At 70.5% G+C, this 25,484-nt stretch carries 1 protein-coding gene; it reads right to left on the reverse strand.

The annotated features are described in order from the left end of the window. Positions 1 to 45: 45 nt before the first annotated feature. On the reverse strand, positions 46 to 25,470 hold the full coding sequence (locus tag NUT86_RS03375; protein ID WP_274733295.1) for a type I polyketide synthase: 25,425 nt from the start codon (positions 25,468 to 25,470) through the stop codon (positions 46 to 48). Positions 25,471 to 25,484 lie beyond the last annotated feature (14 nt).

Raw genomic sequence — 25,484 nt, forward strand, 5'->3', positions numbered from 1 at the left:
CAACGTCACATCCTCGAGCAAAGCCGAGCGGTTCCCCGCGTCCGGTCACGACGTTCCCAGTTCCTTGTCGATGAGGTCGAAGAGCTCGCCGGCGGTCGCGGCCGACTCCAGCTCGCCGTCGTCCTCATCGTTTTCCGTGTACGGATCCGCGCCTCGTTCCTGCCGGCCGCCGCCCTGCCATTGCTCGGTCAGCGCCCGCAGCCGCTCGGTGATCCGGTCCCGTTCCTCGTCCTCGACCGTGGCACCGGCCAGCGCCGCCTCCAGCCGGGTGAGCTCGCCGAGGATCGGCTGCGCACCCGAGGTCTCCGGCAGGTCGAAGGCGTCCAGGACATGGCGGACCAGGACGAGCGGTGTCGGATAGTCGAAGACGAGGGTGGCGGGCAGCCTGAGATGGGTCGCCGCGTTGAGGTGGTTACGGAGCTCCACCGCCGTCAGCGAGTCGAAGCCCAGCTCCTTGAATGCCTGATCGGGTTCGATGTCCTCGGCGGATCCGTGTCCAAGGACGATCGCCACCTGGGTGCAGACCAGGTCGAGCAGATACTGTTCGCGGTCCGCCGGGGCCAGGGCCCCGAGCCGCTCCGCGAGATCCTGCGGTGTTTCCGCTCCCTTCGCCGCGGCGGAGGTCGCGGTACCGCGGCGGGCGGGTGCCCGGACCAGACCGCGCAGCAGCGGCGGTACGGCCTCGGGGTGTGCGCGCAGCGGTGCCGTATCGAGATTCATCGGCAGCAGCAGGGGGCGGGCCAGGTCACGTGCGGTGTCGAGCAGGGCGAGGCCCTGTTCCGGGGTGAGGGGAAGCATGCCCCCGCGCGCCATGCGCTGCAGATCCGCCTCGCTCAGTTCGCCCGTCATGCCGACGCCGGGAGCCCAGGCGCCCCACGCCAACGACTGTGCGGGAAGCCCCAGTCCACCGCGCCGGCACGCGAGCGCGTCCACGAACGCATTCGCCGCCGCGTAGTTGGCCTGCCCCGCACTGCCGAACGTCCCCGCGACCGAGGAGAAGACGACGAACGCCGCCAGATCCTCGTCCCGGGTCAGCTCGTGCAGATTGCTGACCGCATCCACCTTCGGTGCGAGCACCTTGTCCAGCCGCTGCGGCGTCAGGGAGGACAGGACTCCGTCGTCGAGTACGCCTGCGGTGTGCACGACGGCGGTGAGAGGGTGCTGCTTCGGGACGGAGTCCAGCAGCCCGCGCAGCGCCTCGCGGTCGGCGCTGTCGCATGCGGCGACGGTGACCTCGGCACCGAGGGCCGCGAGCTCTTCACGCAGCGCATCGACGCCCGGGGCCTGTGGTCCGCGCCGGCTGGCCAGGAGCAAGTGGCGCACTCCGTGCTCGGTCACCAGATGCCGGGCCACCAACGCCCCCAGACCACCGGTGCCACCGGTCACCAGAGCCGTGCCCCGGGGGTCGAGGGGCACCGGCATGGTGAGCACGACCTTGCCGATGTGCCGGGCCTGGCTGAGGTAACGGAAGGCCTCCGGGGCCCTGTGCACCTCCCATGCCGTCACCGGCAACGGTTCCAGCGCACCCCGCTCGAAGAGGTCGAGGAGCGCGGTCAGCATCTCCCCGATCCGCTCGGGACCGGCCTCCCACAGGTCGAACGCCCGGTACCGGATACCCTCGTGCTCGGCCGCGATGTCCTGCGCGTCCCGGACATCGGTCTTGCCCATCTCCAGGAAACGTCCGCCCCTCGGCAGCAGCCGCAGCGAAGCGTCCACGAACTCCCGTGCCAGGGAGTCCAGCACGACATCCACTCCCCGGCCGGCGGTCGTCGCCAGGAAGGACCGCTCGAAGTCCAGGTCACGGGACGAGGCGAGATGTGTCTCGTCCAGCCCCGAACTCCGCAGGGTCTCCCACTTCCCGGGACTCGCGGTTCCGAACACCTCCGCGCCCAGATGCCGGGCGAGCTGCACCGCGGCCATACCGACGCCACCCGCGGCGGAGTGCACCAGCACCGACTCGCCCGCCTGCACCTCGGCCAGTTCCACCAGCGCGTAGTACGCCGTCAGGAACACGACCGGGACGGACGCCGCCTGCGCGAACGACCAGCCGTCGGGTACGCGGGCCAGCAGGCGGCGGTCCGCCACCGCGAGGGGGCCGAAGGCGCCGAAGAACATCCCCATCACCCGGTCACCGGGCTGCAGGTCATGCACGCCGGCGCCGACCTCCAGCACCACTCCGGCACCCTCGCTCCCGAGCGCACCGGCCTCACCGGGGTACATCCCCAGCGCATTGAGCACATCGCGGAAGTTGACCCCGGCCGCACGCACGCCGATGCGCACCTGCCCGGCGCCCAACTCGGCGTTCACCTCCGGGCATTCGGTCAGGCGGAGATTCTCCAGGGTGCCCTTGTCGGCGATGTCCAGCCGCCAGGCGTCCCCGTCGGAGTCGGGCCGGCGCAGCGCCTCCGCGGACGCGACCCGGGCCAGCCTCGGTACGTGCACCGCTCCCGCGCGGACCGCGGCCTCGGGCTCGCCGCTCGCCAGCACACCGGGCACGGCAGCTGTCGACTCGGCCTTCCCGTCGAGGTCGATGAGCGTGAACCGGCCGGGGTTCTCGACTCCGGCTGCCCGGACCAGGCCCCAGACCGCGGCCTGCGCCGGGTCCGGGTGGTCCGCGTCCGAGGTGCTCACGGCGCCGTGCGTGAGAAGCACCAGCCGGGAACCGTCGAAGCGCGCATCCGCCAGCCAGTTCTGCAGCAGAGCGAGCGCCTCGTTGGCGGCGGTGTGTGCACCGGCGGCCGTCCCGGCCGGGTGCGCCGCGCTCGCGCAACTGACCAGCACTACGGCGGGCGCCTCGTCGCCGAGTTCGTCCAGGCTGTCCGTTGCCTCCACTCGTACGCCGCTGCCGTCCAGGGCCACGGCCAGCGCCATGTCCCCGACGACCGCCCATGACTCCTCGGACTGCACGGAGGGCACGGGCGCGGTGACCCAGTCCACCTGGAACAGCGCCTCGTGATAGGGGGCGCTGCCGCTCACCTGCTCGCCCGAGACCTGACGGAGCGTCAAGGACTCGATGGCGGCGACCGCACCCCCTGTGGGGTCGGCCAGTTCCAGAGAGACCGACTCGGGCCCGGCCTGGACCAGGCGGACCCGCAGGGCGGTGGCTCCGGCGGCGCGCAGGGAGACGCCATTCCAGGAGAATGGCAGCCGTCCCCGGCCGACATCCTCCATGGACACAAACATCATCGCGTGCAGTGCGGAGTCGAGGAGCGCGGGATGCAGCCCGAACGCTCCGGCCGGCCCGTGGTGCTCCTCCGGCAGTTCGACCTCGGCGAAGATCTCGTCGCCGCGTTGCCAGACGGCCTTCAGCCCGCGGAAGACCGGGCCATAGGCGAATCCGGCCTCGGCGAACCGACCGTAGAAGTCGTCGACCGAGGTGGCCTCGGCGCCGCGCGGCGGCCAGACCGTGAAGTCGTACGGCTCACCCTGGTCCACGGCCGCCCCGGAGGACACCACACCGCTGGCGTTGCGCACCCACGGCTGGTCGCCGAGGTCGTCCTCCGGCCGGGAGTACAGGTTCAGCGTCCGCCGCCCGGACTCGTCCGGCGCCTCCACCGCCAGCTGCAGTTGCACCGCCCCGCGCTCCGGCAGGACGAGCGGAGCAGCGATCGTGAACTCCTCCACCCGGTCGCAGCCCACCTCGTCGGCCGCGCGTACGGCCAGTTCGAGGAAGCCCGTACCGGGGAACAGGACGGTACCGGTGACCGCGTGGTCCGCGAGCCACGGGTGGGTGCGCAGCGACAGCCTCCCGGTGAAGAGGAAGGCATCGGAACCGGCTACCTCGACCGCCGCACCGAGCAGGGGATGGTCCGCCGAACCGAGACCCGCCGAGCTGATGTCCCCGGTCGGCATGACGGGCGGCTTGGGCCAGTAACGGTGCCGCTGGAAGGCGTAGGTCGGCAGGCCGACCCGGCGGGCATCGCCGCCGGCGAAGGCGGCCTCCCAGGTCAGCGCTGTCCCGGCGGCGAACACCTGGGCAAGGGCGCTGAGCAGGCCGGACGCCTCCGCACGGTCCTTCCGCAGCGCGGGGATGAGGAGATGGCCGGGCTCGTCGAGGCATCCCTGAGCCATGGCGGTCAGGGTGCCGTCCGGGCCGATCTCCAGGAACCGCGTGACCTCGTGCTCCTCCAGCCACCGGACACCATCGGCGAAACGGACGGCCTCACGGACATGACGCACCCAGTAGCCGGGGGACGTCAACTCCTGCGGTGTGGCGAGTTCGCCGGTCACGTTCGAGACCACCGGGATACGGGGCTCCTCGTACGTAACGCTCTCAGCAACCGTCCGGAATTCCGCGAGCATCGGCTCCATCAGCGGGGAGTGGAAGGCATGGCTGACCTGGAGCCGCTTCACCTTCCGGCCCTCGGACTCGAAACGCCCGGCGATGTCGGCGACCACGGACTCCTCACCGGCCATGACGATCGAGGTCGGGCCGTTCACCGCGGCGATACTCACCCGCTGCTCATGGTCTTCCAGCAGCGGAAGTACCTCATCCTCGCTGGCCTGGAGGGAGACCATTGCGCCGCCGGCCGGGAGGGCCTGCATCAACCGGCCACGGGCGGCCACCAGCCGGCACGCATCCTCCAGGGACAGCACGCCCGCCACATGGGCAGCCACCAACTCACCGATGGAATGACCCATGAGGTAGTCGGGGCGAACGCCGAAGGACTCGACGAGCCGGAACAGCGCCACCTCCACCGCGAACAACGCAGGCTGAGTGAAACCAGTCTGATTCAGCCGCTCCACACCCGGGTCCTCACCGAACACCACACCCCGCAACGGCGACTCCAGCTCACTGTCGAAGTGCGCGCACACGGCATCAAAGGCGTCAGCGAAGACGGGGAACGCGTCGTACAACTCCCGTCCCATTCCCGCCCGTTGGGCGCCTTGCCCCGTGAACAGCAGAGCCAGCCGGCCGTCTGTCCTTACGGACCCGGTGACGGCGTGCGGAGAGGGGTCCTCATCCGCCACGGCAGCCAGGCCGTGGAGCAGTTCGTTCCGATCCGAGCCGAGGACCACGGCCCGGTGCTCCATGACCGAGCGCGTGGTGACCAGCGACAGGCCCACGTCGGCAGTGCGCAGAGCCGGGAAGGTCTCCACGTGTGCGAGCAGCCGTGCGGCCTGTGCGCGGAGCGCGGACCTGGTCTTGCCGGTGATCACCCAGGGGACGGGGGAGGTCTCCGCAGGTGTCCGGACTCCCCCGGCGGACTCTTCCGCAGGCGCCGGTGAGGCCTCGGATTCCGCGGACGGGGCTTCCTCCAGGATGGTGTGGGCGTTGGTGCCGCTGATGCCGAACGAGGACACACCGGCCCGTCGCGGCCGATCCGACTCCGGCCACTGCACCGCCTCCGTCAGCAGCCGCACCTCTCCCGCCGACCACTCCACATGCGACGACGGCTCATCGACGTGCAGAGTCCGCGGCAGGACGCCGTGCTGCAACGCCAGCACCATCTTGATCACACCGGCCACACCCGCGGCCGCCTGCGTGTGCCCGATATTCGACTTCACCGAACCCAGCCAGAGCGGCCGGTCGGCGTCCCGGTCCTGGCCGTAGGTGGCGAGCAGCGCCTGTGCCTCGATCGGATCGCCGAGTGCCGTCCCCGTACCGTGCGCCTCCACCGCATCCACGTCGGAGGGCGACAGACCCGCAGCCCCGAGCGCCTGACGGATCACCCGCTGCTGGGAGGGACCATTCGGCGCGGTCAGACCGTTGGAGGCACCGTCCTGGTTCACTGCGGTGCCACGTACGACCGCCAACACCCGATGACCATTCCGCCGCGCATCCGACAACCGCTCCACCACCAGCACACCCGCACCCTCGGAAAAGCCCGCACCATCCGCAGCATCCGAAAACGCCTTGCACCGACCATCAGCAGCCAACCCCCGCTGCCGACTGAAATCCACAAACAACCCCGGCGTCGACATCACCGTCACACCGCCGGCAAGTGCCAGATCACACTCGCCCGCACGCAACGACTGCGCCGCCAGATGCAACGCCACCAACGACGCCGAACACGCCGTATCCACCGTCACCGCAGGCCCCTCAAGGCCGAACACATACGACAACCGCCCGGACACCACACTCGCCGCATTGCCCGTGCCGATATAACCCCCCAAATCCTCCTCACCCGACGCCACCAACAACCCCGTGTAGTCCTGGCCGTTGGTGCCGGCGAAGACGCCGGTACGGCTGCCGCGCAGCGACGCCGGGTCGATCCCAGCCCGCTCGAACGCCTCCCACGACGTCTCCAGCAGCAACCGCTGCTGCGGATCCATCGCCACCGCCTCACGCGGTGAGATCCCGAAAAACCCCGGATCGAACTCATCCACCCCCGGCAAGAACCCACCCTCACGCGTGGAAACCTTCCCCGGACGACCCGGCTCCGGGTCATACAACCCCTCAACATCCCAACCACGATCCACCGGGAACGGCACCACACCGTCCCCACCCCCAGCCAGCAACCCCCACAACTCCTCCGGCGACCCCACACCACCCGGGAACCGACAACCCATCGCCACGATCGCCACCGGCTCGTCATGCTCCGCCTGTCCTGGCGGCACGGTGGCCGGCGCCGGAGCAGTTCCGTCGTGGGCTGTCGTGTCGGACAGTTCGGCCAGCAGGAAGTCCGCGAGCACCGCGCAGGTCGGGTAGTCGAAGACGAGGGTCGCGGGCAGCCGCAGACCGGTGATGCCGTTCATGCCGTTGCGCAGCTCGACGGCGCTGAGCGAGTCGAAGCCGAGGTCGCTGAAGGCCCGTTCGGGATCGACCGCCGAGGGACCGGCGTAGCCGAGCACAGTGGCGACATAGCTGCGGACGACGTCCAGGATCATGCCGGCGCGTTCGGACTCGGAGAGTCCCGCGAGGTGCTGGAGCAGCTTGGCGGCGTCCGAGCCGGTGTCGTCGCTCTCCTGTGCCGTGTCCAGGAAACGTTGCGCATCCGGCAGGTCGCGCAGCAGTGCGCTGGGCCGGGAGGCGGTGAAGGCGGGGGTGAACTTGTCCCAGCCGAGGTCGGTGACGGAGACGTATGCCTCGTCGTGGTCCAGGGCCTGCTGGAGTGCTCCGCAGGCCAGTTCGGGCTGCATGTCGTACACGCCGTAGCGCCGGAGCCGGTCGCCGACGGCGCCCTCACCCATACCGTCTCCGGACCAGTGGCCCCAGGCGACGGCGGTGGCGGGGAGTCCTTCGGCGCGGCGCCGGTCGGCCAGTGCGTCGAGGAAGGCGTTGCCGGGGGCGTAGTTGCCCAGGCCCGGGCCGCTGATGGTGCCGGAGGTGGAGGAGAACAGCACGAACGCGGACAGCTCCCGTTCCCGGGTCAGCTCGTCAAGGTTGAGCGCCGCGGTGACCTTGGCGCGCAGCACGGTGTCCATACGGCCGGGGTCGAGGGAGTCGATCACGCCATCGTCCAGCGAACCCGCGACATGCATGACCGCGTCGAGGGGGTACTCCTCAGGCACGGCTGCCAGCAGCTCGTGCAGCGCCTCGCGGTCGGCGACGTCGCAGGCGGCGAGGGTGACGCGGGAGCCGAGCGCGGTGAGTTCGGCTTCGAGTTCCGCTGCGCCGGGTGCCTCGGAGCCGCGGCGGCTGGTGAGCAGCAGATGCTCGGCGCCTTGGCGAGCCAGCCAACGGGCGATGTGGCCGCCGACGGCTCCGGTGCCGCCGGTGACGAGGACGGTGCCGCGGGGCCGCCAGGTGCGCTGGGCGGGTGTGCCGGCGAGCGGGGCGCGTACCAGGCGGCGGCCGTAGGCTCCGGAGGCTCGCAGGGCGATCTGGTCCTCGCCGTCCGGGCTCGCGAGCAGGGCACAGAGCCGGTCCGCGGCCCGCTTGTCGAGCGTCTCCGGCAGGTCGAGGAGGCCTCCCCAGCGGTCGGAGTGTTCCAGGGCGGCGACGCGGCCCATGCCCCAGACCAGAGCCTGGTGGGCGTGGGTGACGGACTCGGAGCGGCCGATGGCGACCGCCCCGCGGGTGGTGCACCACAGGGGCGCCTCGATGCCGAGGTCGCCGAGTGTCTGGAGGAGGGACAGGGTCCCGGCCAGTCCCACGAGGACGGCGGGGTGGGCGGGGTGGGCGCGCTCGTCCAGCGGGAGCAGCGAGAGCACTCCGGTGAGGTCGTCGTCGCCGAGCGCCTCGCGCAGCCGGCCCGCGGTCCGCTCGCGGCCGGAGCAGTCCTCGGGGGCCAGCTCCACGAGGCGTACCCGGGCACCGTGTGCGGTGAGCGCGTCCTGTACGGCGGCCACCCGGCCATCGGCGGTTTCCGCCGCCGGGGCGACCAGCAGCCAGGTGCCGTGCAGGGCGGCGGCGGTGCGCTCGGCGAGCGGGGACCAGCGCACGGTGTACCGCCAGCTGTCGACGGTGGACTTCTCGCGGCTGTTCCTGCGCCATGACGACAGGGCGGGCAGTACGGCGCTCAGCGGCTCGTTGCCGTCCAGGGCGAGGGTGTCGGCGAGGGCCTGGAGGTCTTCCTGTTCGACGCTCTCCCAGAACTTCGCTTCGACAGCGTCGGACAGCGGCTTCTCCTGGCCGTCGGCGGCAGCCAGTTCGCGTGCCTGGGGCCAGTACCGCGCACGCTGGAAGGCGTAGGTCGGCAGGTCGACGCGGCGGGCGCCGGTGCTCGCGAAGACGGCGGTCCAGTCGACGGTCACGCCCTGCGCATGTGCTTCGGCGAGGGAGGTGAGGAGCCGGCCGAGGCCGCCCGCGTCCCGGCGCAGGGTGCCGAGCACGGCGGCGTCCGTGCCGAGTGCGTCCACGCAGTCGCGGATCCCGCCGGACAGCACGGGGTGCGGGCTGACCTCGATGAAGGAACGGTGTCCGGCGGCCACCAGAGCGCGCATGGCGTCCTCGAACCGCACGGTCTGCCTCAGGTTCGTGTACCAGTAGTCGGGGCCGAGGCCGATGGTGTCCTGCCACTGACCGGTGACGGTCGAGAAGAAGGGGATGGCGGCGGCGGCCGGGCTGATGCCGTCGAGTGCGTCGAGGACCTGGGCCCGCACCGGCTCGACCTGCGCCGAGTGGGAGCCATAGTCGACGGAGACCTTGCGGGCCCGCACACCTTCCGCGGTCAGTGCGGCGAACAGCTCGTCGAGCGCGTCCGCGGCGCCGGAGACCACGACGGAGGCGGGGCCGTTCACGGCGGCGACGGACAGCTGCTCGCCCCATGGCTCGATGCGCTCGCGCACCGCTTCGGCGGGCAGCTGGACGGACATCATGCCGCCGCTTCCCGTGATGGCGGTCAGTGCCCGGCTGCGCAGGGCCACCACCCGCGCCCCGTCGTCCAGGGTCAGCGCCCCGGCGACACAGGCGGCGGCGATCTCCCCCTGGCTGTGTCCGACGACCGCGTCGGGCTCCACTCCGTACGAGCGCCACAGCTCGGCGAGCGACACCATGACGGCCCACAGTGCGGGCTGGATGACGTCGACCCGTTCGAGGTCCGGTGCGTCGGCGTCGCCGCGCAGGACGGCCGTCAGTGACCAGTCGACGAAGGGGGCGAGGGCGCGTGCGCAGTCGGCCAGACGATCGGCGAACGCCGGTGAACTGTCGAGCAGTTCGCGTGCCATGCCCGCCCACTGGCTGCCCTGGCCGGGGAAGACCAGGACGGGGCGGGCGCTTCCGTCGCGTGCGACACCCCGGGGCACGTCGGAGACCATCGCGCCCTCGGCGATCTCCCGCAGGCCCCGGTCGAGGTCCTCCCGGTCGGCCACGACGAGCACCGCCCGGTGCTCGAAGGCGGAGCGCGTGGTGGCGAGCGAGAAGCCGACCCCGGTGAGGTCGCACTCGTCCGGCCGGGCGAGCAGGTGGGAACGCAGCCGTGCAGCCTGGTCGCGCAGCGCATCCTCGGTACGCGCCGACAAGGGCACCGGCACAACGGGGAGTGCGGTTGCCGCGGAGGGGTCCGGCTGCGTCCGCTGCCGGGGTGCCTCCTCGACGATGACATGCGCGTTGGTGCCACTCATCCCGAACGAGGAGACACCGGCCCGGCGGGGCTCTGCCGCGTCCGGCCAAGTGACGGCCTCGTTGAGCAGCCGTACGTTGCCCGCCGTCCAGTCGACGTGCGGGCTGGGCTCGTCGGCATGCAGTGTCTGGGGCAGCAGCCGGTTGCGCAGCGCCATCACCATTTTGATGACGCCGCCCACGCCGGCGGCGGCCTGGCTGTGTCCGATGTTCGACTTGAGCGAGCCGAGCCACAGCGGGCGGTCGTCGTCGCGTTCCTGTCCGTAGGCCGCGATCAGGGCCTGCGCTTCGATCGGGTCGCCGAGTGTGGTGCCCGTGCCGTGCGCCTCGACGGCGTCCACCTGCTGCGGGCCGAGGCCGGCGGCGGCCAGTGCCCGGCGGATGACCCGCTGCTGGGACGGGCCGTTGGGCGCGGTCAGGCCGTTCGACGCACCGTCCTGGTTGAGGGCGCTGCCGCGGATGACGGCCAGTACGGGATGTCCGTTACGCCGGGCGTCGGACAGCCGCTCGACGGCCACCATGCCGACGCCCTCAGCCCAGCTCGCGCCGTCGGCACCGGCCGAGAACGGCTTGCACCGGCCGTCCTCGGCGAGCGCCCGCTGCCGGCTGAACTCGATGAGCGAACCGGGGGTGGACATCACCGTGACACCGCCCGCGAGCGCGAGATCGCACTCGCCCTGACGGAGCGACTGGACGGCCAGATGCAGGGCGACCAGGGACGACGAGCAGGCGGTGTCGACGCTCACCGCCGGCCCTTCGAGGCCGAGGGTGTAGGCGATCCGCCCGGACAGCACGCTGGGCGAGTTGCCGGTGCCGACGTATCCCTCGAAGCTCTCCTGCGCTGCGCCGAGGATGCCGATGTAGTCCTGGTAGGTGACGCCCGCGAAGACGCCGGTGAGGGTGCCACGTGCGGCAGCGGGGTCGATCCCGGAGCGTTCCAGGGCCTCCCACGACGCTTCGAGGAGCAGCCGCTGCTGCGGGTCCATCGACAGCGCCTCGCGGGGGCTGATGCCGAAGAAACCCGGGTCGAAGTGGCTGGCATCGTGCAGGAAGCCGCCTTCGCGGGTGTAGCACGTGCCCGGGTGATCCGCGTCCGGGTGGTACAGGCTGCCGAGGTCCCAGCCACGGTCGTCGGGGAACGGGGAGATCCCGTCGCCCCCCGCGGCGACCAGCTCCCACAGCTCCTCGGGGGTGCGGATTCCGCCCGGGTAGCGACAGCTCATCCCGACGATGACCACCGGGTCGTCGTCGAGGGGCACACCGGACGGCGTGGGCGCCAAGACGCCCGTTTCGCCGGTGAGTTCACCGTCCATGTAGCGGGCGAGTGCCACCGGGGTCGGGTAGTCGAACACGAGCGTGGCGGGCAGCGCCATCCCCGTCGCCTCCCTGAGCTGGTTGCGCAGCTCGACGGCGGTGAGGGAGGTGAATCCGAGGTCGGTGAAGCTCCGGGAAGGCTCGACCTCGTCGGGGCCGGCATAGCCGAGGACATGGGCGATCCGGGTACGGACGAGAGTCAGCAGCACTCGACCGCGCTCGGCCGTCCCCTTCCCGGCGAGCTGCCGCGCCATGCGGGAGGCCGCCGTCGCCTGCTCACGCGTGGCGATCCGTCGCCCGGAGCCCTGCTCCAAGGCGCTGAGCACCGCCGGCAGCGGGGCTGCGGAGCTGCGCAGTGCGGCGCGGTCCACCCGTGCGGGAAGCAGCACGCTCCGGCCCGTCGCCTGAGCGGCGCCCACCAGCGCCGCAATCTCCTCCACCGGCACCGCGGAAAGCCCCGGGGTACCGGTACCGGGCGGCGGGAGCAGTGCCAGGGCGGGCAGGCCGGCGGCGGCACGCCGGTGAGCGAGCGCGGCCAGCTGCCCGCCCGCCGGAGCGTTGGCCGGGCCGATGCCGATGAGGACGAACGCGGACGGCGCACCGTCCCCGTCGGTCCCGCGGGTCAGCTCGTCCAGGCGCCGTGCCGCATCGATGTCGCGGCTCCGGCCGAGATCGGCGGTGTGGACGATGGCGCTGATCGGTCGTTCGGACGCCTGCATCGCGGCAATGGCCGCCTTCAGGACGTCCGGGCTCTGGCGCCGTTGCCCGTATTCCCCGTCTTCCCCGTCTTCCCGGTCTTCCCGGTCTTCCCCGTCCTGCTGGTTCTGGTCCTGGTCCTGGTCCTGGTATGCGACGGTCTCCACCTGTGCCTGGACCTCAAGGGCGGCGGCGAACTGCTCGGCGAACGCTCCGGTGACCAGGACCGTTCCGCCGGGATCCACATCAAGCGCGGTGAGGGCGGTCGAGGCGCACCTCACCAGCCGCGCCGCCGACACCTCACCCCCACGAACAGCGATCTCGGACTCGCCCGTGGAAACCGCGGCGGGCAGGACACGGAGGGAGTCGAGGTAGCTGTTGTCGAGGTCGTTGTCGAGGTCATGGTTGATGTCCACGAGCACTATGCGGCCCGGGTGTTCGGCCTGGACAACGCGGAGCTCGTCCCAGAGGGCGGCGGCCTCGGCGTCCGGTGCCTCGTCACCGATGGCGACGGCGCCTCGGGTGACGCACACCAGACGGGCCGCCGGCTCCTGGACCAATCGTTCACCCAGCGCCATGAGGATGGTGTGTGCTTCGGCCGCGGTGGCGACACCGGTCACGAAGACCGTGTCGGCAGTCGTGGCATCGGCAGGCTCGGCTGTGTTGGTGCCCAGCGCTTCGGCCAAGCCCCAGCGGTCGCTCCCCACTACGGTCAGCCGCGGCGCATGGGTATCCGCTGCCAGGTCCCGGACCATGTCCGAGTCCACGGCCCCTTCCACGGCTTCCACAGCTTCCACCGCTTCCACCGCGATCGGTGCCCAGTGGAGACGGAGCAGCGAAGCCGGCAGTGCAGGCGTCCGGTCGTTCCGCAGCTCGCCGGTCCTGCGCATCAGCATCGAGTCGACCGCGACCACCGGCTGCCCGGAGCCATCGGCTGCCTGGAGGGACACCTCGTCAGGCCCGCGGCGGGTCAGCCGGATCCGCAGTGCGGTCGCGCCGGTGGCCTGCAAGGACACACCACTCCACGCGAACAGCATGGCCTCCGTCGCCACACCGTCCAGCAGACCCAGCCCGAGGGGATGGAGCGCCGCGTCCAACAGCGCCGGATGGAGAGAGAATCCCTCGGCCCCGGACCCGGACTCCGGCAGCTCGGTCTCGGCATACACACCGTCGGCGGCCTGCCAGACGTTTCGCACGCCGCGGAAGGCCGAGCCGTAGTCGAACCCGGCCGCCGCCAGCCCGTCGTACAAGTCGTCGATGTCCACGGGCTCCGCGCCGGCGGGGGGCCATACCGCAAAGTCGAAGGGCTGCGACGAACCGCTCTCCGCCAGGACGCCGCTCGCATGCCGCGTCCACGGCACATCGGCCGACGCCACCGCAGGACGCGCATACACGCCAAGTGCCCGGACACCGGAGGCATCCGGGTCCTCGATGCGCAGCTGCAACTGCACCGCACCGTCCTCGGCGAGCACAAGCGGTGCTTCGAGGGCGAGTTCCCGGATGTGGGAGCAGCCGACCTCGTCCCCTGCACGCACCGCAAGCTCCAGGAAAGCCGTACTCGGTACGACGATCGCGCCCGCCACGCGGTGCTCGGCAAGCCACGGCTGCGTCCTGGGGGAGAGCCGCCCGGTCAACACCACCTCATGGCCACCGGCCAGAGACACCGTCGCGCCCAGGAGCGGGTGTTCGGCGGCGGCAAGGCCGATCGACGAGGCGTCTGTGGTGGTGGACGGTATCTCCAGCCAGTAGCGCTGGTGCTGGAAGGCGTAGGTGGGCAGGTCGACGGGCGTGGGGGCGGGGGTGGTGGCACTACTGGCAGTGGCAGTGGCGGGGAAGAACGCCGGCCAGTCGATGCCGATACCGTGGACGAACGCCCGTCCGGCGGCCGACAGCACCGCGGACACCTCACCAGGGTCATCGCCACGCAGAGCAGGAATGAGGACCTGGTCCGCATCCACGTCACCGTCGAGGCACCCCTGCGCCATGGCGGTCAGGGTGCCGTCCGGCCCGATCTCCAGGAACCGCGTGACCTCGTGCTCCTCCAGCCACCGGACACCATCGGCGAAACGGACGGCCTCACGGACGTGACGCACCCAGTAGTCGGGGGACGTCAGATCCTCCGCCGTGGCGATTTCACCGGTCACATTCGAGACCACCGGAATACGCGGCTGCTCGTACGTGACGCTCTCCGCGACCGCCCGGAACTCGTCCAGCATCGGCTCCATCAGCGGGGAGTGGAAGGCATGACTGACCTGGAGCCGCTTCACCTTCCGACCCTCGGACTCGAAACGCCCGGCGACGTCCGCCACCACGGACTCCTCACCGGCTATGACGATCGAGTTCGGGCCGTTTACCGCGGCAATACTCACCCGCTGCTCACGGCCTTCCAGCAGCGGAAGTACCTCGTCCTCGGTGGCTTGGAGGGAGACCATCGCGCCGCCGGCCGGTAGGGCCTGCATCAAGCGGCCACGGGCGGCCACCAGACGACAGGCATCCTCCAGCGACAGGACGCCCGCCACATGGGCAGCCACCAACTCACCAATGGAATGACCCATGAGGTAGTCGGGACGAACACCGAAGGACTCGACCAGCCGGAACAGCGCCACCTCCACCGCAAACAACGCCGGCTGAGTGAAACCAGTCTGGTCCAGCCGCTCCTCATCCGCGTCCTCATCCGTACCGAACACCACGTCCCGCAGCGGCGACGCCAACTCACCGTCGAAGTGCGCACAGACGGAATCAAATGCGTCCGCGAACACCGGGAACGCGTCATACAGCTCCCGGCCCATCCCCAACCGCTGCGCACCCTGACCGGTGAAGAGCAGAGCCAGCCGGCCTCCGGCGTCCACCGCACCCGTTACCGCATGGACCGCGACAGTTCCCTCTGCCACAGCGGTAAGGCCTTCGAGGAGTTCCGCGCGCTCGGTGCCGAGGACGACGGCCCGGTGTTCCAACGCCGAACGCGTCGTGGCCAGGGCGAACCCCACCTCAGGCGCGCCGAGTTCAGGCCGGGTCTCCGCATGCGCCAACAACCGCTGCGCCTGCGCCCGCAGCCCCTCCCGACTCCGCGCGGACACCACCCACGGCACCACACCCCCGACCACACCCACCGGCCCGGCCTCCGAGCCCTCCTCCAGCGGAGCCTGCTCGATCACCACATGCGCATTGGTCCCGCTGACGCCAAAGGCAGAAACTGCCCCCCGCCCCGGTCGCCCGCTCTCCGGCCATCCCACGGCTTCGGTCAGCAGACGCACGTTGCCGGCCGACCAGTCCACATGCGACGACGGCTCATCGACATGCAGGGTCTGCGGAAGGATGCCGTGCCGCAACGCCAGCACCATCTTGATGACACCCGCCGCACCCGCAGCCGCCTGCGTATGCCCGATGTTCGACTTCACCGAACCCAGCCACAACGGCCGGTCGGCGTCCCGGCCTTGCCCGTACGTCGCAAGCAGCGCCTGCGCCTCGATCGGGTCACCCAGCGCCGTCCCCGTACCGTGCGCCTCGACCACATCCACATCCGACGCCGACAGCCCCGCACCCGCCAGCGCCTGCCGGATCACCCGCTGCTGCGAGGGACCGTTCGGCGCCGTCAGACCATTCGACGCACCATCCTGATTCACCGCACTGCCACGCACCACGGCCAACACCCGATGACCCTTGCGCCGCGCATCCGACAGCCGCTCCACCACCAACACACCAGCGCCCTCAGCCCAACCGGTGCCATCCGCAGCATCCGAGAACGCCTTGCACCGACCATCAGCAGCAAGACCGCCCTGCAGACTGAACTCGACAAAGGCTCCGGGGTTGCCCATGACCGTCACACCACCGGCGAGGGCGAGGTCACATTCGCCCGAGCGCAGGGACTGCACCGCCAGGTGCAAGGCGACCAGCGACGAGGAACACGCCGTGTCCACCGTGACCGCCGGCCCCTCCAGACCCAGCGCATACGACACCCGCCCCGACACCACAGCGCCCGAGCTTCCGGTGAGCAAGTGCCCCCCGAGCCCTTCCGGAGCCTCCCGCAGCCCGGACCCGTAGCCCGAACTGCTGGCACCGACGAAGACACCGGTACGGCTGCCCTTGACCGAAGTGGGGCTGACGCCCGAGCGTTCGAGAGCTTCCCAGGAGGTTTCCAGCAGCAGCCGCTGCTGCGGGTCGATCGCGACCGCTTCACGTGGGCTGATACCGAAGAAGGCCGGATCGAACTGGGCGGCATCATGCAGGAAGCCGCCCGAGCGCGTTTGGCTCGCACCTGCCTGGCCGGTGTCGTTCCCGAAGAGGGCATCGAGGTCCCAGCCACGATCCGTCGGGAATCCGGAGATCGCGTCCTCGGCTCCGGCCACCAGCCGCCACAGGTCCTCCGGACTTGCCACCCCACCGGGAAGGCGACAGCTCATCCCGACGATGACCACCGGATCGTCCACGGTGGACGCCAGCACCGGCAGACCGGACACCACATCCGTCCCGGTCCCGAACAGCTCACCGTCCAAGAAACGCGCCAGGTCAGCCGGCGTCGGATAGTCGAAGACCAAAGTGGCGGGCAGCCGCAGACCGGTCTCGGCATTCAGCGCGTTGCGCAGCTCGACGGCAGTGAGCGAGTCGAACCCCAAGTCCCGGAATGTGCCGCCGATTTCGAGGTCCACAGATTTGGCGTGGCCGAGGACCGCTGCGGCGTGAGTACGCACCAGCTCCAGCAGCGCCCGGTCCCGCTCCACAGCCGACAGCCCCGCCAAACGCTCCCGCACCACCCCGGCACCGGAACCCTCACCAGCGACCCTGGCAGCCAACGCGGCCCGAACCTCCGGCAGGTCCTCCAGCAACGGACTCGGCCGAGCACTCGTGAACGCCGGAGCGAAGCGCTCCCACGCCACATCCGCCACCACCACCGAACCCTCACCCGCACCAACCACCGACTCCAACGCCGAGACAGCACGATCCGGATCCAGCGCCCTCAGACCACGGCGCAGCAGATGCTCCTCCGCGCCTTCCACGCCGGCCATGCCCCCGCCTGCCCACGGACCCCACGCCACGGAACAACCCGCCACACCCCGCGCACGACGCGCCTCCACCAACCCCTCGACGAAGGCATTCCCCGCCGCATACGCCCCCTGACCACCACTCCCCCACACACCAGCAATCGACGAAAACACCACAAACGCATCCAGCACCTGATCCCGCAGCACTTCATCCAGCACCACGGCACCGGCAACCTTCGCCCCCATCACCTCACCAAAATGACCCGCATCCGCCTCACCCAACGACACGGAATCCACCACACCCGCCGCATGAACGACCGCATCCACCGCACAGCCCGACAACAACTCCTGGACGGCGGTCCGATCCGCGACATCACAGGCCGCCAGCGTCACCCGAACCCCAAGGGCAGACAGCTCCGCCTCCAACTCCGACGCACCGGGCGCCTCAGAGCCACGGCGGCTGGTGAGGATCACATGCTCGGCGCCGCGCTCAGCCGCCCACCGCGCCACCCGCGCACCCAACGCACCCGTACCACCCGTGATCAACACCGTCCCCTGCGGCCGCCAACCACCAGCCGCATCCCCAGCTGGAGCCGGAGCGTGCACCAGCCTCCGCCCGAACACACCCGACGACCGCACCGCCACCTGATCCTCACCACCATCAGCGAGAACCCCGGCCAGGCGGTCGAGCACCCTGCGGTCCACGGCCTCCGGAAGGTCCACCAGACCACCCCAACGATCCGGCAACTCCAAAGCAGCCACCCGACCCAAACCCCACACCGCCGCACCCACCGGATCCAGACCACCATCCGACCGACCCACCGCAACAGCCCCCCGCGTCACCACCCACACACGCCCACCCACACCCGCATCACCCAACGCCTGCACCACCACCGCAGTACGCACCACATCCACCGCACCCACCACCAACACACCAGCAACCGACTCCCCACCAGCCACCTCACCCACACGCTCAGCCAACAGCCCCCGGTCCACCTCCCCCGCGACACACTCCACCCGCTCAACCGCCACACCACACGCCGCCAGCCCCTCCACCACAGCCCCGGCGTACGCGTCCCCCGCTGCCACCACCGCAAGCCAGCGACCATCCGGCACCCCACCGGACCGCGCAGCGAGCGGCTTCCACTCCACCCGATACCGCCAGTTCTCACTCGGGTCGGAATCAGGTGCAGGCGTCGGCCAGTAGCGCTCACGCTGGAACGCGTACGTGGGCAGATCCACTCGCCGGGCGGCGGGGAAGCACATACGCCAATCCACATCCATGCCGAGCACGAACGCATGCGATACAGCGGTCAGCAGAGCCTCGGCCTCGGAGCGGTCCTTACGCATCGCGGGAAGCAGAGAGAGATCAGGTGCCGAGAGGCAGAGCTGTGCCATGGCGGTCAGGGTGCCGTCCGGGCCCATCTCCAGGAACCGGGTCGCCCCGTGCACCTCCAACCACCGCACACCGTCAGCGAAACGGACGGCCTCACGGACATGCCGCACCCAGTAGTCAGGAGACGTCAGCTCCTCCGCCGCAGCGAACTCACCGGTCACATTCGAGACCACCGGGATACGCGGCTCCGCGTACACCACGCTCTCCGCAACCGCCCGGAACTCGTCCAACATCGGCTCCATCAACGGCGAGTGGAAAGCATGGCTCACCTGGAGCCGCTTCACCTTCCGGCCCTCGGACTCGAAACCTCCGGCGATCTCAGCAACCGCCGACTCCTCACCCGAAACCACCACCGACTGCGGACCATTCACCGCAGCGACACTCACCCGCTGCTCAAACCCCTCCAACAGCGGCAGCACCTCAGCCTCCGACGCCTGAAGCGACACCATCGCCCCACCCGCCGGCAACGCCTGCATCAACCGCCCACGCGCCGCCACCAAACGACACGCATCCTCCAGTGACCACACCCCCGCCACATACGCAGCCACCAACTCACCAATGGAATGACCCATGAGGTAGTCGGGACGAACGCCGAACGACTCCACCAGCCGGAACAGCGCCACCTCCACCGCAAACAACGCCGGCTGAGTGAACTCCGTCCGACTCAGCGCCTCCGCATACGAATCCGCCTCTGCAAGCGCCTCGTCACCGAACACCACACTCCGCAGCGACGACTCCAACTCACCGTCGAAGTGCGCACACACCGCATCAAACGCATCCGCGAAAACCGGGAACACGTCATACAGTTCACGGCCCATTCCCAACCGCTGCGCGCCCTGGCCCGCGAACAGCAGCGCCAGCCGGCCCTCGGCCCGGGACCCATGTATGACACCGGAGGTCCTGAGGCCGTCGGCGAGCGCGGCCAGTTGGTGGACTGCCGATGCCGGGTCATCCGCCAGTACGACCGCACGGTGGTCGAAGTGCAGGGATCGGGTCGTGGCGAGGGAGAAGCCCAGGTCGGCCAGGTCCAGTTCGGGGTCGGCCTCGCAGGCCGAGCGCAAGCGATCCGCCTGCGCGCGGAGGGCGGGCTCGGTACGTGCGGAGAGGACCAGCGGTGTGACGGACGGGCGCGCGGGTGAGGCCTGGGGGGCCTCGGCGCTGGGCGGCGGTTCCGGGGCGCGTTCCAGGACCACATGTGCGTTGGTGCCGCTGATACCGAACGAGGACACACCTGCCCGGCAGACATGGGCCGCTGCTTCGTCGTGGAGCGGCCAGGCGACCGGCTCCGTGAGCAGCCGTACGTTGCCCTCCGACCAGTCCACATGGGGCGAGGGCGCATCCACGTGCAGGGTCCTCGGCAGAACACCGTGCTGGAGCGCCAGCACCATCTTGATGACACCGGCGACGCCGGCCGCTGCCTGGGTGTGCCCGATGTTCGACTTCACCGAGCCCAGCCACAACGGCCGGTCCTCGGCGCGGTCCTGACCGTAGGTGGCAAGGAGTGCCTGTGCCTCGATGGGGTCGCCGAGTGCCGTTCCTGTGCCATGCGCTTCGACCGCGTCCACGTCCGAGGCCGTCAGGCCGGCGCTCGCCAGTGCCTGCCGGATGACCCGCTGCTGGGAGGGGCCGTTGGGTGCCGTCAGACCGTTCGATGCGCCGTCCTGATTCACCGCGGAGCCGGCCACGACGGCCAGTACGCGGTGACCGTTCCGGCGGGCGTCCGACAGCCGCTCCACGAGCAGCATTCCGACGCCCTCGCCCCAGCCGGTGCCGTCGGCGTCCGCAGCGAATGCCTTGCACCGTCCGTCCGGGGCGAGTCCGCGCTGCCGGCTGAACTCCACGAACGCTCCGGGCGTCGACATCACCGTCACGCCGCCCACCAGCGCCATGTCGCACTCGCCGGAGCGGAGGGACTGCGCCGCCCAGTGCAGGGCCACCAGCGATGACGAGCACGCCGTGTCCACGGTCACCGCCGGGCCCTCCAGGCCGAGTGTGTAGGCCACTCGCCCGGACACCACGCTCGCGGCGTTTCCGGTACCGATATAGCCATCGAAGTCGTCCGGGGAATGGGCCAGCAGTGCCGGGTAGTCCTGACCATTCGTGCCGACGAAGACGCCCGCCCGGCTGCCCCGCACGGACTGCGGATCGATGCCGGCTCGCTCCAGGGCTTCCCAGGCCACTTCGAGCAGCAGACGCTGCTGCGGATCGGTTGCTACCGCTTCCCTGGGGCTCATGCCGAAGAAAGCGGGTTCGAACTGGTCCACGTTCTTCAGGAAGCCACCGACATTGACGTACGTGGTTCCCGGGTGTTCCGGGTCGGGATCATAGACCGAGTTCAGGTCCCAGCCGCGGTCGGCCGGGAATGCTCCGACGGTGTCCGCACCGTCCGACAGCAGCTTCCAGAAGGCTTCCGGGGAGTCAACGCCGCCCGGGAACCGGCAGCTCATCCCCACGATGGCAAGGGGGTCGCCGTCAATTGCGGAGAGGGCCACCGGCTGCTCGACGTCATCCTGAGCCGGCGCGATCCGGGTGCGCAGAAGGCCGGCCAATGCCGTCGGCGTCGGATAGTCGAACACCACCGTTGCGCTCAGGGTGATCCCGCAAGCCAGGCTCAGTGCGTTGCGCAGCTCCACGGCGAGCAACGAGTCGACACCGAGGTCCCGGAAGGGCCGGTTCGGCGGTACCTCGGCGGTACCCGCGTAATGCAGCACCCCGGCGGCGTACGACCGGACGAGATCGGTGAGTACGTGTTCCTGTTCGGCCGGCTCCAGTCCCGCAAGCTGCCGGTGCAGCTCGGACCGGCGGTCATCGCCGCCTCCCGTCTCTGCGGTCTGCTCGACCGCGGTACGGATCTCCGGAAGATCGCCGATCAGCGGGCTCGGGCGGACCGTGGCGAAGGCAGAACGGAAGTCCGCCCAGGTGATGTCGGCGATCACCAGACCGGGCGTACCGGAGCGGATCGCGTTCCCCATGGCCTCGACGGCGAGGTCCGGCTGCAGCGGGGACACTCCGCCCCGGCGCATGCGCTGGGCCATCGCCTCGTCGCTCGCCATACCGGTCCCGCCCCACGGGCCCCAGGCGAGGGAGGTCGCGGCAAGTCCTTCGGCCGCTCGCCGCTCGGCAAGGGCGTCCAAGTAGGCATTGGCGGCGGCGTAGTTGGCCTGTCCGGCGGCGCCGATGGTGCCGGCGAAGGACGAGAACAGGACGAAGGCCGAGAGGTCACGGCCGCGGGTCGCCTCGTGCAGGTTCGCGGCCGAGGCGGCCTTGGCCTGCATGACGGCGGCGAACCGCTCGGGCGTGAGGGAGTCGAGTACGCCGTCATCGAGTACGGCGGCGGCATGGAAGACGGCGTCCACGGGATGTTCGGAGAGCAGTGCCTCGACCGCGTCCGGATCTGCGACATCGCAGGCCGCCACCGTCACTCGTACGCCGAGGGCGGACAGCTCCGACTCCAGCTCCGACGCACCGGGAGCATCCGGGCCCCGGCGGCTGGTGAGGACCACATGGCCGGCACCGCGCTCGGCCACCCAGCGCGCCACACGGGCACCCAGCGCGCCCGTACCACCCGTGATCAACACCGTCCCACGCGGCCGCCAACCATCAGCCGCATCGCCGGCAGCCGGAGCGTGTGCCAGCCTGCGCCCGAAGACCCCGGACGCCCGTACCGCCACCTGGTCCTCACCGCCATCAGCGAGAACCCCGGCCAGGCGGTCGAGCGCCCTGCGGTCCACAGCCTCCGGCAGATCCACCAGACCACCCCAACGGTCCGGGTACTCCAGCGCAGCCACCCGGCCCACGCCCCACACCGCCGCCTGCACCGGATCCGGCCCGGCATCCGACCGACCGATCGCGACGGCCCCCCGCGTCACCACCCACACACGCCCACCCACACCGGCGTCCCCCAGCGCCTGCACCAACACCGCGGTACGCACCGCATCCGCGGCGCCCACTGCCAGCACGCCGGCGACCGGCTCCGCACCGGCCGCCTCACGCACCCGCGCGGCGAGCAGACCCCGGTCCCACTCCCCCGCGGCACACTCCACCCGTGCAACCGTCACACCACACGCCGCCAGCCCCTCCACAACGGCCTCGGCGTACGCGTCATCCTCTGCTGCCACCACCGCAAGCCAGCGACCGTCCGGCACCCCACCGGACCGCGCGGCGAGCGGCTTCCACTCCACCCGATAGCGCCAGCCGTCCACCACCGACCGCTCACGCCGCTGCCGCCGCCATGACGTCAGCGCAGTGCGCGCCTCCTCCCACGAGGCATCGCCGGCAATCGCCAGTTCCCCGGCCAGTGCTGCCGCGTCACCGCGCTCGATCGCGTCCCAGAGTAGAGCGTCGGCTCCCTCCAGCGCGTGGGCCGCGGTGCCCTCGGTCTCTGTCCCCGTCGCCGCCAGCCAATAGCGCTGACGCTGAAAGGGGTAGGTCGGCAGATCGACGGGCCGTGTCCCCGGCAGCAGCGCGGCCCAGTCGAGTACGGCGCCGTGCGCGTGCAGCTGCGCAAGAGCCGTCACCACGTGCTGTGCCTCGGACCGGTCCCTTCGCAGCACGGGAACCGCCACGTGCGCGGGGCCCTCCACACACATCTGGGCCATCGCGGTGAGCGTGCCGTCGGGCCCGATTTCGAGATAGCGGGCGACGCTGTGCTCCTCCAGCCAGCGGATACCGTCGGCGAAGCGGACGGCCTCGCGGGCGTGACGCACCCAGTAGTCGGGGGACGTCAGCTCCTGCGGCGTGGCGAGTTCGCCGGTCACGTTGGAGACCACCGGGATACGGGGCTCGTCGAATGCCACGCTTTCCGCGACCGCCCGGAACTCGTCGAGCATCGGCTCCATCAGCGGCGAGTGGAAGGCATGGCTGACCTGGAGCCGCTTCACCTTCCGGCCCTCGGACTCGAAATGCCCGGCGATCTCCGCCACGGCGGATTCCTCACCGGAGACCACGACCGCCTGCGGACCGTTCACCGCGGCGATACTCACCCGCTGCTCATGACCTTCCAGCAGCGGAAGTACCTCGTCCTCGGTGGCTTGAAGGGAGACCATGGCGCCGCCGACCGGGAGGGCCTGCATCAACCGACCGCGTGCCCCCACCAGACGGCACGCGTCCTCCAGCGACAGGACGCCCGCCACATACGCGGCCACCAACTCACCAACGGAGTGACCCACCAGGAAATCCGGCCGCACACCGAACGACTCCACCAACCGGAACAGCGCCACCTCCACCGCGAACAACGCCGGCTGAGTGAACTCCGTCCGATTCAGCGCCTCGGCATCGTCGCCGAACACGACATCCCGCAGCCGCGCACCCAACTCGCCCTCGAAGCACGCACACACCGCATCAAAAGCGTCCGCGAACGCCGGGAACGCCTCATACAACTCACTTCCCATTCCCGGACGTTGGGAGCCCTGCCCCGCGAACAGAAAGGCCGTCTTCGCGCCGGGCAGGTCTGTCCCCCGCACGATGCCTTCGGCGTACTCGTCACGGGCGAGGGCGTCCAGTGCCGCGACCAGTTCCGCGCGGCTGCTGCCGAGGACGACGGCACGGTTCTCCAGCGCGGCGCGCGTCGAGGCGAGCGAGCGGGCGAGGTCCCGTATGTCGTACCCGGGGTGGGCATCGACGTGCGACAGCAGCCTTCTGGCCTGCTCGCGGAGGGCAAAGTCACCGCGCGCCGAGAGGACCCAGGGCACCATCGGCAGCCGCGCGGAAGCGGCCGTGCCGTCCTGCGGACCTTCTTCGGGTGCGGGCTCGACCTCGGGTGCCTGCTCGATCACGGCGTGCGCGTTGGTGCCACTGACGCCGAAGGCGGAGACCGCCGCCCGCCCCGGTCGCCCGTTCTCCGGCCATCCGACGGCCTCGGTGAGCAGTCGTACGTTGCCGGCCGACCAGTCCACGTGCGACGACGGCTCATCGGCGTGCAGGGTCTGCGGAAGGATGCCGTGCTGTAGCGCCAGCACCATCTTGATGACACCCGCCGCACCCGCGGCCGCCTGGGTGTGCCCGATGTTCGACTTGACCGAACCCAGCCACAACGGCCGGTCGGCGTCCCGGTCCTGACCGTACGTCGCAAGCAGCGCCTGCGCCTCGATCGGATCGCCCAGGGACGTCCCCGTGCCATGCGCCTCGACGGCGTCCACGTCGGAGGGCGACAGGCCGGCCGCCCCGAGTGCCTGACGGATCACCCGCTGCTGCGAAGGGCCATTCGGCGCGGTCAGACCGTTGGAGGCACCGTCCTGGTTCACTGCGGTGCCGCGTACGACCGCCAGCACCCGGTGTCCGTTCCGCCGGGCATCGGAGAGGCGCTCCAGTACCAGCATGCCGACGCCCTCGGCCCACCCCGTGCCGTCCGCGGCCTCCGCGAACGCCTTGCATCGGCCATCGGCCGCAAGGCCGCGCTGCCGGCTGAACTCGATGAACGCCCCGGGTGTGGCCATCACCGTCACCCCGCCCGCCAGGGCGAGCGTGCATTCGCCGGACCGGAGGGCCTGTGACGCCAGGTGCAGCGCGACCAGGGAGGAGGAGCAGGCCGTGTCCACGGTCACGGCAGGGCCCTCAAGTCCCAGTGTGTACGCGACACGACCCGACACGACCGAGGTCGAGTTGCCCGTCAGGAGATGGCCCCGCACATCGTCGGGAATATCGCGAAGGCCGGCGCCGTATTCCTGGCCGCTGGCCCCGACGAAAACACCGCTACGGCTCCCCCGCAGCCCCAGGGGATCGATTCCGGCGCCTTCGAATGCCTCCCAGGACGCTTCGAGCAGCAGTCGCTGCTGTGGGTCCATCGCGAGCGCTTCGCGCGGCGAAATCCCGAAGAAGCCGGGGTCGAATTCGGTGGCCTCATAGACGAAACCGCCCTTGCACGAGTAGCTCGTGCCCGATCCGCCTGACTCCGGGTCGTACAACGCATCGGCATCCCAGCCACGGTCCTGCGGCCACTCGGAGACGGCGTCTTCTCCGCCGTGCAGCAGACGCCAGAATTCCTCCGGCGACCGCACACCCCCGGGAAGGCGGCAGCTCATCCCGACGATTGCGACCGGCTCCTGCTGCTGCGATTCCAGCTCCTGCAGGCGCCGACGGGTCTCATGCAGGTCCGCGGTGACCCACTTGAGGTAGTCCCGAAGCCGTTCTTCATTCGCCATGTGGAACTTGCCCC

This window comes from Streptomyces sp. G7(2002) (genome assembly GCF_028870195.1).
GTDB classification, from domain to species: domain Bacteria; phylum Actinomycetota; class Actinomycetes; order Streptomycetales; family Streptomycetaceae; genus Streptomyces; species Streptomyces nigrescens.